The sequence below is a fragment of the Salinivibrio sp. VGrn1 genome, assembly GCF_009377995.1.
GTDB classification, from domain to species: Bacteria; Pseudomonadota; Gammaproteobacteria; order Enterobacterales; family Vibrionaceae; genus Salinivibrio; species Salinivibrio siamensis.
In genome coordinates this window covers 223,329-237,079 of record NZ_SATA01000004.1, presented here as the reverse complement: position 1 = coordinate 237,079, position 13,751 = coordinate 223,329, and the positions used below count along the sequence as shown (strand labels likewise).

11 protein-coding genes are annotated in these 13,751 nt (G+C 52.6%); 7 read left to right on the top strand and 4 right to left on the bottom strand.

Features of this window, described 5'->3' with window-relative positions:
- Positions 1–30: 30 nt before the first annotated feature.
- Together EHW56_RS08550 and can are read right to left on the bottom strand one after the other, a co-directional pair.
- Entirely contained in the window at positions 31–441 is a 411-nt protein-coding gene (locus EHW56_RS08550) for a hypothetical protein (protein ID WP_152795041.1), read from the bottom strand.
- Positions 442–498: 57 nt separating this feature from the next.
- Positions 499–1,173 (bottom strand): carbonate dehydratase, encoded by a 675-nt coding sequence (gene can, locus EHW56_RS08545; RefSeq protein WP_152795039.1) that lies wholly within the window; start codon positions 1,171–1,173, stop codon positions 499–501.
- 209 nt (positions 1,174–1,382) lie between these two features.
- On the opposite strand from can, the gene EHW56_RS08540 reads away from it, so the two are divergent.
- From EHW56_RS08540 to EHW56_RS08525, 4 genes are all read left to right on the top strand, one after another.
- Entirely contained in the window at positions 1,383–3,038 is a 1,656-nt protein-coding gene (locus tag EHW56_RS08540; protein WP_172970004.1) for a SulP family inorganic anion transporter, read from the top strand.
- Positions 3,039–3,379: 341 nt separating this feature from the next.
- Complete coding sequence (locus tag EHW56_RS08535) at positions 3,380–5,032, top strand: SulP family inorganic anion transporter (protein WP_152799522.1); 1,653 nt, start codon at positions 3,380–3,382, stop codon at positions 5,030–5,032.
- Positions 5,033–5,046: 14 nt separating this feature from the next.
- Positions 5,047–5,970, top strand: a complete 924-nt coding sequence (locus tag EHW56_RS08530) for an ABC transporter ATP-binding protein (RefSeq protein WP_069363390.1) — start codon at positions 5,047–5,049, stop codon at positions 5,968–5,970.
- The gene (locus tag EHW56_RS08525) at positions 5,967–6,737 is read left to right on the top strand and encodes an ABC transporter permease (protein ID WP_046074006.1); all 771 of its coding nucleotides are present in this window, start codon (positions 5,967–5,969) and stop codon (positions 6,735–6,737) included. The genes EHW56_RS08530 and EHW56_RS08525 overlap by 4 nt, the downstream gene beginning before the upstream one ends.
- Positions 6,738–6,850: 113 nt before the next feature.
- On the opposite strand, the gene mrcB is transcribed toward EHW56_RS08525, so the two are convergent.
- Positions 6,851–9,190: a penicillin-binding protein 1B gene (gene mrcB / locus EHW56_RS08520; RefSeq protein ID WP_077606105.1), complete on the bottom strand. Its 2,340-nt coding sequence runs from the start codon at positions 9,188–9,190 to the stop codon at positions 6,851–6,853.
- An 8-nt stretch (positions 9,191–9,198) separates the two neighbouring features.
- A complete protein-coding gene (gene hrpB, locus EHW56_RS08515; protein ID WP_152799520.1) occupies positions 9,199–11,652 on the bottom strand; it encodes an ATP-dependent helicase HrpB in 2,454 nt (817 codons plus the stop codon).
- Between the two features lie 65 nt (positions 11,653–11,717).
- Between hrpB and thpR the strand changes: the two genes are divergently transcribed.
- From thpR to dksA, 3 genes are all read left to right on the top strand, one after another.
- Complete coding sequence (thpR, locus tag EHW56_RS08510; protein WP_152795031.1) at positions 11,718–12,269, top strand: RNA 2',3'-cyclic phosphodiesterase; 552 nt, start codon at positions 11,718–11,720, stop codon at positions 12,267–12,269.
- Positions 12,270–12,288: 19 nt separating this feature from the next.
- Positions 12,289–13,011 (top strand): DNA/RNA nuclease SfsA, encoded by a 723-nt coding sequence (gene sfsA / locus EHW56_RS08505; protein ID WP_077578742.1) that lies wholly within the window; start codon positions 12,289–12,291, stop codon positions 13,009–13,011.
- A gap of 123 nt (positions 13,012–13,134) precedes the next feature.
- Positions 13,135–13,584 carry an RNA polymerase-binding protein DksA gene (dksA, locus tag EHW56_RS08500; protein ID WP_046074011.1) on the top strand — a complete coding sequence of 150 codons (450 nt, stop codon included), beginning with the start codon at positions 13,135–13,137 and terminating at the stop codon, positions 13,582–13,584.
- Positions 13,585–13,751: the final 167 nt, after the last annotated feature.

Here is a 13,751-nt window from a genome sequence, read left to right as displayed (position 1 = left end):
AGGCGCGACGGCCTTTAGGAAAGCGAACGATTAACGCGAATGAATAAAGCGATATTGTAGGTTGTGTTCTCGCCAGCCACCGAGGCGAGGGAGCGAAAAGGCAAGATACTGGCGTGGCAGGCACACCCCAAGTACGCACAAAAAGGCAATCAGGTGCCAAGCCAGGCGAATGTGCGGGGGAGGAAGAATCGCGGCTAAATGTGGCGGTTGGGTGTCGTCATCAGGCAATGCAGCAGGCAAGGCGACGCTGGCTCTCGCGGTAGAAACGAGCGCCGGAGTTTGCTCAAGGGCATGGACTTGGCTGCTTTGTTGAAACGGTGAAACCTGCGCTTGCGCCGCCACATTGACCAGCACCGCAAACAGCATCAGACCCGCCATCAGCCACAGGGTGAGCGGAGAGCGGTGCGTTGTCGATGATGAAGCGTGCGCGATCGGAGTCATGGCGGTGTTGTACGACGATTACGCCGCGATCACAAGCGTTACTGTGTCAGCGCTGTGTCAATTCTCGTAAGAAACCGGTGCAGCAGGGTTGGGCACCAGATGACTCATCGCCGATTGATAGTTGATTTCCAGTGATGCCTGACTATTGGCGGTCATCCCTAGATCCCGCAAGATCCCGTCGGTGGTGTCGTAAAACCAGCCATGGACCTTCACATCTTGGCCGCGCTCCCAGGCCGCCCGCAAAATAGTGGAATTACCAAGGTGGTACACCTGCTCGGCGACATTGATCTCACATAGCCGATTACCGCGTGCTTGTGCAGGTAGGTGGCTAAGATAGCTTTTGTGCTTGAGGTAGAGATCACGAATATGCAGTAACCAATTGTTAATTAAACCCAGCTCAGGGTTTTCAATCGCTGCATGTACCCCGCCACAACCATAGTGGCCACAGACAATAATGTGTTTGATTTGAAGGACATCGACGGCGTACTGCACCACGGATAAACAATTGAGATCGGTATGAATCACTTGATTGGCGACATTACGATGAACAAAAAGCTCGCCCGAGTCTAAGCCAGTCAGGCGCTCTGCGGGGACGCGACTATCGGCGCAGCCAATCCATAAATATTCTGGATGTTGTTCTTTCGCCAACTCGGCAAAAAATTGTGGGTTGGTATCACGAATGTCTTTTGACCAGGCTTTATTGTTGGCGAACAACGCTTTGATTTGGGCCATATCCACTCAGTCTTTTGGCAAAGTTATCAATTGCCACTATACCGCAATGAGGGGGCTTGAAATATAATGAGATCAATTTTCACATTTTTTTTACACCTTTCGCGTCCAATGGATCACGCTGTTTACCTTCAAAGCCACTGCTCGGATAGGTTAATCCAAGAAAATTCGTATACTGTCTCTTCCACCATCAATGCAGTAGAGGGTAGTGAGTGTTTGATAAGGGACGATTTGCGCAGCTGACATTAAAAGGGGATTTGTTTGGTGGGGTGACCACCGCGATCATCTCTTTACCATTGGCACTTGCATTTGGTGTGGCCTCTGGGGCTGGCGCGGAAGCGGGGCTATGGGGCGCGATTTTAGTCGGGTTGTTTGCCTCGCTATTTGGTGGTTCGTCTACGCTGATTTCTGAACCGACCGGCCCGATGACAGTGATCATGACCACGGTGCTAACCGCGATGATGTCTCGCTACCCGGAAGGAGGCGTAGCGATGGCGTTCACTGTGGTGATGATGGCAGGCGCGTTCCAAATACTGATTGGTAGCTTAAGGCTGGGTAAATACGTCACCTTAATGCCATACAGCGTGGTGTCGGGGTTTATGTCGGGGATTGGGGTGATCTTGATTTTGCTCCAGCTGGCACCCTTGCTGGGGCAAGCGGCCCCGACAGGCGGGGCGCTTGGCACACTCAAAGCATTGCCTGATTTACTCAGTCAAGCCGACATTAAAGAGGTATTTCTCGGTGTTTTGACGCTTGGCATCTTGTTTTATTTTCCGGCGAAATATCGTCGTTTTATTCCCGCACAGCTTGTCGCACTCGTCAGTATCACTTTGGTGTCGATTTTATTGTTTGATACCGACAGCATTCGTCGTATTGGGGAAATACCCACTGGCTTACCCTCGCTAGTGCTTCCGCATATCACGGCTGAGCATTTTACTGCGATGGTGATTGATGCCCTCGTGCTGGGCACCTTAGGCTGTATTGATACCTTATTAACCGCGGTGATTGCTGACTCACTGACGCGGCAAGAACACAACTCTGATCGCGAGCTGCGCGGACAGGGCGTCGCCAATATGATTGCCGGGTTATTTGGTGCGCTCCCTGGCGCGGGGGCGACTATGGGCACCGTGGTGAATGTACAAGTAGGCGCGCGTTCTCCCTTATCGGGAATTTTGCGGGCGGCGATGTTAGCCGCGGTGGTATTGGTCGCCGGTGCGCTGACCGCGCCCATCCCGATGGCAGTATTGGCGGGCATCGCCTTGTACGTCGGTTTTAATATCCTCGATTGGAGCTTTCTTCATCGCGCCCACAAGATCAGCTTACAGCAGACGGGGATCATGTATGGCGTGATGGCGCTGACGGTATTTGTCGACTTGATTGTTGCCGTTGGCTTGGGGGTATTCATTGCCAACTTATTGGTGATTGAGCGCCTAAGCCGAGAGCAAGCCAAGCAAGTGCGTGCCATCAGTGATGCCGAAGATGATGAAGTGCCGCTTGATGACGAAGAGCGTGCGCTGCTTGATGCCAGCAATGGCCAAGTGTTGTTTTTCTATCTTTCCGGGCCGATGATTTTCAGTGTCTCGAAAGCGATTGCACGCCAGCATGCCCACATCAACGAGTTCCGTGTGATGATCTTGGATTTAAGCGATGTGCCCATGTTAGACATGACGGTGGGCTTGGCGTTAGAGAACGCGATTAAAGATGCGCGTGAGGCCGAGTGCACGGTGTTTTTACTGTGCCCGCACGATGAGACACGTGAGCAGCTGCAGCGCCTTCACATCGGTGATTGGGTCAGAGACGCGCATATTTTTACCACACGCAAACCAGCATTAGAGGCGGCCAACCGCTTGGTAGAAGTGATGCCATAGCGCACTGTTCAACGTCTATTACACCTCGATACACACAAACTCGCAAACTGGCGTCATGAGCGGGTTTGTGTGCTGTCATGACTTTTTAGAGGGATCCGCGCGTTTCCCGCCTAGCAAAAAACACCCCATCACGATCACTTAAATACAAGATATTTAGTGAATATTTGCCACATTTCTCATCATTTTATTCTTTTTGGTTGAAAACTGACCATGCGTTTCCCTTCCTGATTTGATCTTGTGCACATTCCTATATACTGGCGCGCGCACAGGGGGACCCCCGTGCCAGTGAGTAAAGCCGTCATGGCCGTGATACTGCATACGACTTGAAAGGATCAGCTGTTTTGAAATTCGAACGATTCAAGAACTGGACCCTGAAAGGGGACCTGTTTGGGGGCGTCACCACGGCGGTTATTTCTTTGCCCCTCTCACTGGCGTTCGGGGTAGCGTCAGGTGCAGGCGCCGAAGCCGGGATGTGGGGGGCCATTTTGGTGGGGCTTTTTGCCGCGTTATTTGGTGGCTCTTCAACCCTTATCTCAGAGCCGACTGGCCCGATGACAGTGATCATGACCGCGGTACTCACCACCATGGTGTCACGTTACCCCGAAGGGGGCATGGCAATGGGCTTTACGGTGGTGATGATGGCGGGCTTATTCCAAGTGATTTTAGGGACCTTGAAGCTTGGAAAGTACGTTACTTTAATGCCATATAGCGTGATATCTGGGTTTATGTCCGGTATTGGCGTTATCTTGATCATTTTGCAGCTGCCGCCTTTGTTGGGACACGTGACCCCCGAAGGAGGCGTGCTGGGCACACTGAAGGCGTTGCCTGAGCTGATTGCACACACTCAGCGCAGTGAGCTTTTATTGGGGCTGCTTACGCTTGGGATCCTCTTTTCTTTCCCACAAAAATATCGCCGTTATATGCCGGTACAACTCGTTGCCTTGGTGGTGGTGACTTTGCTGTCAATGTGGTGGTTTGATCTCGAGGCGATTCGTCGAATTGGTGTTATTCCAACTGGCTTGCCAACCTTGATGCTGCCACACATCGACAGTGAGATGCTGACCACCATGGTGGTGGACGCGTTAGTGTTGGGGACCTTGGGCTGTATTGATACTTTGCTCTCTGCTGTGATTGCCGACTCGCTCACGCGTGAGGAACACGACTCGGATAAAGAGTTGCGCGGTCAGGGGCTGGCCAATATGGTCGCGGGGTTATTTGGCGCTTTGCCGGGAGCGGGTGGCACCATGGGCACGGTCGTCAATGTACAAGTGGGCGGGCGCTCACCCTTTGCGGCCATTGTACGCGCCCTTATTCTAGCAGCGGTGATCTTGGTCGCAGGCTTTTTGACTGAACCCATCCCGATGGCGGTGCTGGCGGGTATCGCCATCTATGTGGGCTTCAATATCCTTGACCGCACCTTTATCCAACGTGCTCACAAAGTCAGCTTACATCAAACCGTGATCATGTATGGGGTGATGATATTAACCGTGCTGGTGGACTTAATCGTGGCAGTGGGTGTGGGCGTGTTTATTGCCAATATTATTGCCATCGAACACTTAAGCCGTGAGCAAGAAAAGCAGGTCAAAGCGATCAGTGATGCGGATGAAGATGACGTCCCCCTAAGCGAGATGGAAAGGGCTTTATTAGACAGCGCCAACGGAAAAGTGTTGTTTTTCTATCTCTCAGGCCCAATGATATTCAGTGTCTCGAAAGCGATTGCACGTCAGCACAGTAAAATCGAGGAATTCGATGTCATGATCTTAGACCTCAGTGACGTGCCCATGATTGATATGACCGTCGGCCTCGCGCTGGAAAATGCGATCAAAGATGCGGTTGACGCCAATTGCCAAGTTTTTCTGCTCTGCCCCCATCAAAAAACACGGGATCAGCTTGAGCGCTTGCATGTTAAAAATTGGCTCACTGACGATCATACTTTTGATAGCCGTTATGACGCACTCCGTGCTGCGCACCGAGTGACCGAGGTCATGCCTTAAAAGAACGGGAGCTTATGAAAGCCATCGACATCAAAGACCTGGTCAAAACCTATGGGACCAGTGTTAAGGCGCTAAAAGGGGTATCGCTCTCTGTGGAGGAGGGCGATTTTTATGCGCTATTGGGGCCAAATGGGGCGGGCAAATCCACCACAATTGGCATTTTGAGCTCACTGGTGAATAAAACCCAGGGGCAGGTGAGCATTTTTGGCTACGATCTCGACACCCAAAAGGTGGAGGCCAAAAAGCAGATCGGACTGGTGCCACAAGAGTTTAACTTTAACCAGTTTGAGAAAGTGGAGCAGATCGTGGTGAACCAAGCGGGTTACTATGGTGTGCCCCGCGACCAAGCCAAATTACGCGCGAAAAAATACCTCTCGCAGCTCGATTTGTGGGATAAGCGCCACGAGCCTGCCCGTAATTTGTCGGGAGGCATGAAGCGTCGCTTAATGATCGCCCGTGCGCTGATGCATGAGCCTCGTCTGTTGATTTTGGACGAGCCAACCGCTGGCGTCGATATTGAGCTGCGTCGTTCCATGTGGGACTTTCTCACCGAGATAAACCGGCAAGGGATCACCATTATTCTCACCACTCATTACCTTGAAGAAGCCGAAACCTTGTGTCGCAACATCGGTATCATCAATCGAGGCGAGCTGGTGGAAGATACCTCCATGAAGGCCTTGCTGGCGAAGCTGGACGCAGAGACGTTTATCCTTGATTTACAGCCGGGGCATAAACTGAGCACCTTAGACGGTGTTAATTGGCAGAAAACCGATACCAATACCTTGGAAGTGGAAGTAAATAAGTCAGTCGGGTTGACCCCTGTCTTTGACCAGTTGTCGCAACAAGGGGTGCAGGTACTGTCGATGCGCAACAAGGCAAACCGCCTTGAGGAGCTATTTGTCACCTTAATTCAGCAAAATGGGGAGGAGCGTGCATGAATGCTTTGTATTGGGTCGCCTTTCGAACTCTGATTCATAAAGAAGTGGCGCGCTTTACCCGTATCTGGGTGCAAACCTTGGTTCCGCCCGCGATTACCATGAGCCTCTATTTTATCATTTTCGGTAATCTGATTGGCTCGCGGATTGGCCAGATGGAAGGTTTCTCCTACATGGAGTATATCGTGCCGGGGCTTATCATGATGTCGGTGATCACCAACTCCTACTCGAATGTGGCCTCTTCATTTTTTAGTGCCAAGTTTCAGCATAATATTGAAGAGCTTTTGGTGGCGCCGATCCCCAATTACGTGATCATTGCCGGGTATATCGGTGGCGGGATGTGTCGGGGGTTAGCGGTCGGCGCCTTGGTGACCATGACCTCTTTGTTCTTCGTCGACTTGCAGATAGCGCATCCGTTGATCGTGATTACCACCGTGGTCTTTACTTCGGCGGTGTTCGCATTGGGTGGGCTTATCAACGCTATCTTCGCCAAAACGTTTGACGACATTAGCCTTATCCCCACCTTTGTGCTGACGCCCTTAACCTACTTAGGTGGGGTGTTTTATTCACTCTCACTGTTGCCCGATTTTTGGCAAGGGGTATCCAAGCTCAACCCGATTGTGTACATGGTGAACGCGTTCCGGTACGGCTTTCTTGGCGTGTCAGATGTCGGCATCATGACATCGTTTGGGGTACTGACGCTGTTTATTATCGGCTTGTATGCGCTGGCTTGGGGTTTGATTTCCAAAGGGACAGGCTTGCGTAGTTAACGACCTCACCGTATCTGTGATTCGGATTAATATTGGATAAAAAAGCCCCGGCGATGATGGCCGGGGCTTTTTATTACGAGCTTGAACGGTGATGCCTGATGGTGTGCTGACGGTTAATTAAATAAACCTTTCAGCCAGCCGACCGGGTCTGACTGACCACAGCGCTTGGCAAACTGCCCGTTAATATCCCAAACTGGCAGCGAGGCATCTCCGCGACAGCTCAGCTGGTATTGACTGCCTTTTTGCGTCACCGCGACCGTCGTGATGTGAGCCGGCCAAGATAACGTCAGCGCACTGGCGCCTCGACGACTGAGATAATCATCATAGACACGCAATGCGCCTGAGGCCCCGGTGAGCCCGGTCGATTGGTTATCGTCGCGGCCAAGCCACACCGTGGTGACTTCTTTATCATCAATACCCACAAACCAACTGTCTCGGTTATCGTCTGTGGTGCCGGTTTTGCCGGCCAGTGCCACGTTGCCATGATGACGTTTTAAATAACCGCCGGTGCCTTGTTGCACCACTTGTTTCATCGCATACAGCGTTAGCCAGCCGGCTTGCTGAGAGACAACACGCTCGGCTTTTGGCCAGTTTTGATAAAGGCTCTGTCCTTCTTTGGTGGTGACCGCGCGTAAGGCGGTTAATGGCGCACGTTGCCCACCACTGCCGAGCGTTTGGTAGATTTGGGTGACGTCGAAGGGACTCATGCTAAACGCGCCGAGGAGCAATGACGGTACCTGGGGGATATTATCGGTATTAGCACCCAGTTTGCCAAAGGTATTGATCACCTCATCTAACCCCAACTGCATGCCGAGATTCACCGTCGGGACGTTATAAGACTTGGCGAGAGCGGTGAGTAAGGACACACGGCCTCGATACTGGCGATCATAGTTGCGTGGTTGCCAGCTACTGCCTTGGCTACCCTCCAAGCGAATCGGTTTATCGTCAATCTTACTGGTGAGCTGGAAACGTTCGGGGTGGCTCAACGCGGTCAGATACACCGCCGGTTTTGAGAGCGAGCCGATAGGACGTTTGGCATTTAATGCGCGATTAAAGCCTGCAAAGCCTGGGCGCGCCCCACCAACCATGGCGCGTATTTCACCGCTGCGTCGGTCTGCGATGACGGCCGCCGCTTCAAGTTTGTTGCCAGCTCTATTTTTCAGCGCCTTAACTTTATCCACCACCGCGCCTTCAATGGCTTGCTGTGAGACAGGATCCAGTGTGGTAAATATACGTAGCCCTTCTCCTGCCGCGTAGTTATCGCCTACATGTTGGCGGATCTCCTCTTTAAGTTGATCAAAATAGGCGGGTTGGGGACGCGAAAGTGTTGGAGTGGCCTGAATATCGAGCGGACGACTGGCGGCAGCATCGTAATTGGCACTGGTGAGTAGATTTTGCTCGAGCATCAAGCGTAATACCAGATCACGTCGTGTTTTCGCGCGTTCAGGGTGGCGGAAGGGATTGTAATAAGATGGCCCTTTTACCATGCCAACCAGCAGCGCGAGTTGATCAATACGTAGCTCACTGATAGGGCGACCAAAATACAAGCGCGCGCCCAAAGGAAAGCCATGCACCGGCTCGCCGCGGTTTTGGCCAAGGTAGACCTCGTTAAGATAGGCCTCTAGGATTTTGTCTTTGCTGTAGCGAAAATCGAGGATCAAAGCCATGTAGGCTTCTTGCACCTTACGCCACAAGGTACGATCACGGGTGAGGAATAGGTTTTTAGCCAGCTGTTGGGTAAGCGTCGAGCCACCTTGCACGGTGCGTCCTGCGCGAATATTGGCGACCAAGGCACGCAAAATACCCGTAGGAGAGACGCCTTCGTGATGATAGAAGTCTCTGTCTTCCGTGGTAATCAAAGCTTCAACTAAAAATTCGGGAAAGCGCTCTCGTGGTAAGAATAAACGCTGCTCGCGAATTCCAGATTCCATCATGCCCAACAGCTTGGGCTCGATACGCAGTAATCCTAGCGGTTGTTGGCTGTTTACCTCGGTGATTTTACCCACTTGGCCGTCAGCAAAGCTCAACATCGCATGACGCGCCGGCGCGGGCCCATCCTCAAAATCAAATGGGCGACGAATGATCTCAAGCCGAGTGCTTGACGCCGAATACTCGCCAGGCCTTTTGGGCGTACGCACTTTCTGATAGTTGAGGGCGTCTAGCTGTTGGCGCAGCTGCAAAAGGGAAAAGTCGCTGCCAGGAGACAGGTTGATGACTCGGCCATAAACGACCCCAGGAAGCTGCCAAATCTGGCCGCTGAACCTGTCTTGGATTTTGCCATCCAGATAGATACCTAACATAACGACGGCCGCAATCCCGACGAGGCTGCACTTTAGCCCCAAGCCTAACAGGCGTTTCCCCCAACTTGGCTTAGTAGACGTCTTTTTGGGCTGGCGCTTGGGTGATGAACGTTTTTTGTTGCTCGGGCGTGAGCGTGTTTTTTTCTCTGCCATACAATAGCTTAACTCTGGTTAAAATGGCGCTTGGTTTTACGGGTTGGCGCATGGTTGGCCGGATCATCAGGCCAAAGGTGCTTAGGGTAGCGCCCTTTCATTTCTTTTTGCACCTCTTTGTAGCTGCCTTGCCAAAACCCCGCCAGATCTTGCGTGATTTGCAGTGGCCGTCCGGCGGGAGAGAGCAACTCCACTTGCACGGCCACCTGGCCGTTAGCCAGGGTGGGTGTATCCGCCTGTCCGTACATTTCCTGCATTTTTACCGCTAAGACGGGCGCGTTTTCCGGGTTATAGCGCAGCGGATAACGTGATCCGGTTGGGACAGTAATGTGTGTGGGCAACGCGGTGTTTAATTGCTGTGTTGCCGCAAAACCGAACCAGGCCTCCAGCACGGGCTTGAGATCCAGCTGCTGCAGGGCTTGCCAACGTGACATGCCATGGACAAAAGGCGCCAGCCAGGTATCGAGCGATGCCAATAAGTCGTCGTCGCTAAGTGGCGGTAGCATGATATCCAGTCCCCAGGCTTGTGCGCAGCGGGCGCGGGTGAGCAAGGATTGGCTGCCGCTTTGCCAGTTCAATGTATTAATGCCTTTTTGGCGCACGGCGTTTAATAACCCTTGCGCCTGTTGCTCAGCGCTGAGTGTATTAAGTGGCTCACGATAAAGCACTAATTCGCCGAGGCGTTGCTGTTTTTCTGCTTGTAATGTGCCGCGTTGGTCATCCCATTGTACGACCTCATGTTCACGTAATAAGTCGGGGCGCATTTGTTGTAGCGAGCGCAGTGAAAGCGCGATAGCACTGTAGGCGCGGCTGTCGTGTTGCTCGCCGGCCATCACATCACAAACCACGATTGCCTCGTTGTGACTGAGTGCGTCTTGGCTATCGAGTGTCACGCCGTGACCATTGGCCATCATAAAGCGCCCCGTTTTTCCCCGTCTCAATGCGATTCTATCTGGCCAGATGTTCGCGGCCAGCAGTGGCAATATGGCTTCATCGAGTGAGCGTTGTAACTTTATCCCAAGTGCCCGTGCCAGCGATTGAGCGCGGTCTTGATAGTCTTTGTGAGACATGACCGCCTGTAATTGGTCAATCAGTGCCAGTGATACACCTGAGGTCATCGGTTTGTCGGCCCATGCGGCGAGCCAGCAGGCGGTGGATAACACGGCGGTATCCGCCTTTTCAGCCCGAGCCAACATGGCGGCAGCGCGCGGGCTAGCAGCCAATTGGATGGCACGTTGCCCCAGCGCTGTGAGTCCTTGGCGCGTATCAATCAGCCCCAATTGTGTCAGTCTGGTACAGGCCGCTTGCCAATGCTTGGTGGGCGGCACGTCAAGCCAATGTAAATCTTTGACATCACAGCCCCACTGGATGACATTGAGGGCAAGATCGGTCAAGTCCTCTCGCAAGATCGGCGCGGTGGGAGTGGCAGGTAAGCGCTGAAATTGCTCTTCACCGTATAAACGCAGGCATTGCCCTTCCTCGAGACGACCTGCTCGCCCCGCACGCTGGATGGCAGCGCTACGCGTTATTTGCCGCGTCACCAATTTATTGATACCGGTTTGGGCTTGGTGCAACACCAAGCGCTCAAGCCCAGCATCGATGACTAAACGAATCCCTTCGATGGTTAAACTGGTTTCAGCAATGTTGGTTGTGAGCACTAACTTACGTCTTCCAGGGGAGGGAGACGCAATCGCGGCGTGTTGCGCCGAGACGTCAAGGCTGCCGTGGAGGCGGTGCAAATCCATGTCATCAGGTAGGTGCCCTTCTAGGGCGGCATAAACCTGTTTAATCGTGCCCACGCCGGGGAGAAAGAGTAGGGCCGACCCTGCGTGTTGAGCGATAAAATCAAGGCTGGCGCTCGCTACTGCGCTGGCCCATGGTGAATGCCGTGACAGTGGGTGATAGTGATAATGAATCGGGTAGCTGCGCCCTTCAGTTGTCAGGGTCAGAGCGTCGGGTAAATGTTGCGCCAAGGCGTGATTATCTAAGGTGGCAGACATGACCACTAGGCGCAGATCATCTCGCAAGCCGGCTTGGCAATCTAGGCTCAAGGCGAGCGCAAGATCGGCATGCAGGCTGCGTTCGTGAAACTCGTCGAACATGATCACACTCACGCCATCGAGCATGGGGTCGGTTTGCAGCAAACGTGTCAGCACTCCCTCAGTGACCACCTCAACACGCGTTTTAGCACTGACTTTTGTCTCACCACGCATGCGTAAACCTATGGTTTGGCCAATAGGCTCATCCAGGTGATGGGCGAGGAAGCGAGCAATGTTGCGAGCGGCGAGCCGACGGGGTTCCAGTAGCACGATTTTTCCCGGCAGTGGTGCTTGCTCAAGTAGCGCGAGGGGTAAGCGCGTCGACTTACCCGCTCCTGGTGGTGCGGATAAGACGATTTGTGGATAGGCCGCGAGCCCGTCTATCAGGTCAGGTATCACGGCATCAATCGGAAGCTGCGACAAGAATTTGCCCTTTGTGTCAGAATCAAAGTGACTATTTTAACGGACTGAGCGTAAAAGGAGAGCCCATGCGACTATTTTTCGCGCTAGGTTTGGAGGAGGGCATTAACCAAACCGCCCGGGCGCAGCTGGTGGCGTATAAAAATCGTCTCAGTGGAGTCGGGCATGCGGTGCCCGATCAAAACTTACACCTCACCTTGGCGTTTTTGGGTGATGTGCCGAATACATATATTCCTCGTCTACAAGCCACGGTGCAAGACCTTCAACTGCCCGCCTTTTCCATCACGGCCTCGACCGTTGAAGTATGGGCTCAGCCGAGGATTGTCTGTGCAACGTTAGCGTCTCCTCCGCAAGCCTTATTGGCGCTGGCTCATCATTTACAGACCTTACCCGTTTGGCCAGCGAAAGCGGACAGTCATGCGTTTACCCCGCATATTACCTTGCGTCGTGGTGTCAAAGATGACGGTGCGCTGGACTTACCGACGCCTCCTGCCCAGACATTTGCGTGTCAACGATTTGGATTATATGCTTCGCCTTCCTCCGCGTCGGATGAATCGATACCTCGAGATAATGAGGGGCGGGCGTTATACCAATGCCTGCATCAATTCAGCCTTTGTTAATTATCAGCAGGAACGGCAGATGCAGTTTTCCCCACCATTGGCGTCGGCAACCTTAGTACGCCGCTATAAACGTTTTTTAACCGATGTGACCTTGGCTAATGGCGAGTCGCTGACCATGCATTGTGCCAATACGGGGGCGATGACCGGTTGTGCGACGCCAGGCGATACCGTTTGGTATTCCACCTCCGATAATACCAAGCGTAAATACCCTCACAGTTGGGAGCTTAATCATACCCAGCAGGGACACTGGATTTGTGTCAACACGGCGCGCGCCAACACCTTAGCGGTTGAGGCGGTGCAGGCGAATCGTATTCCTGAACTAGTGGGGTATCGACAATTACAGACGGAAGTACGCTATGGCAGTGAAAACAGCCGCATAGACCTACTATTACGTGACGATGACAAAGCGGACTGCTATATAGAAGTAAAGAGTGTCACATTATTGGAGGAAGACGGCTGGGGCGCGTTTCCGGACGCCGTCTCGACGCGTGGGCAAAAGCACTTGCGTGAGCTGATGGCGATGGCAGAGCAAGGACATCGTGCGGTTTTATTGTTCGTTGTTTTGCACTCGGGGATTGAAAAAGTCACTGGTGCCCCCCATATCGACCCGGATTATAACCAGTTATTAAATCAGGCGTTGGCGTCAGGGGTAGAAGTGATCTGCTATCAGGCTCAGATGTCGCCGAGTGAGCTAAATCTGGTTAATTCCGTACCTTTTGTTAGTCATACCGCAAAAGTGTAAGCATGTTCACATTGGGCGTTGCGCGGCGTAAATCAAAGATTGCCACCCTAAAGGCTTTCTGCTATAGATAGCGCCCTCATTTGACAGACACGGGTCATGTCAAGGTTTTTTAGGAGAAGCTGAATGCCAGAAAGCAAAGAAAAGAAATCGCTGGGCATCCTGGCCATTGCCGGATTAGAGCCATACCAGGAGAAACCTGGAGAGGAGTATATGGGAGAGGCTCAGCTTGAGCATTTCCGTAAAATCCTCAATGCGTGGCGTAATCAGCTCAGGGAAGAAGTCGACCGCACCATGAATCATATGAAAGATGAGGCGGCCAATTTCCCCGATCCTGTCGATCGTGCAGCACAGGAAGAGGAATTCAACCTAGAGCTGCGTAATCGCGATCGCGAGCGCAAGCTGATTAAGAAGATCGATAAGACATTGCAGCGTATCGAAGATGATGACTTCGGCTTTTGCGACTCGTGTGGTATCGAAATTGGGGTGCGCCGCTTAGAAGCTCGCCCAACAGCAGAGCTGTGTATTGATTGTAAAACACTGGCTGAGCTAAAAGAAAAGCAAATGGCTGGCTAACGCTGGCGCGTTATATTTGCACACATCGATGCCTAGCCGTGGTTAGCGGAGAGAAAATCAGACAGATAAAAGGGAGCCTCGGCTCCCTTTTTGTGTTTTAGGGTGCTTGTGTTAGCGCAAGATCCCCGTACAATTTGCGCTATTCACACTCGCTGCAGGCGTTGCAC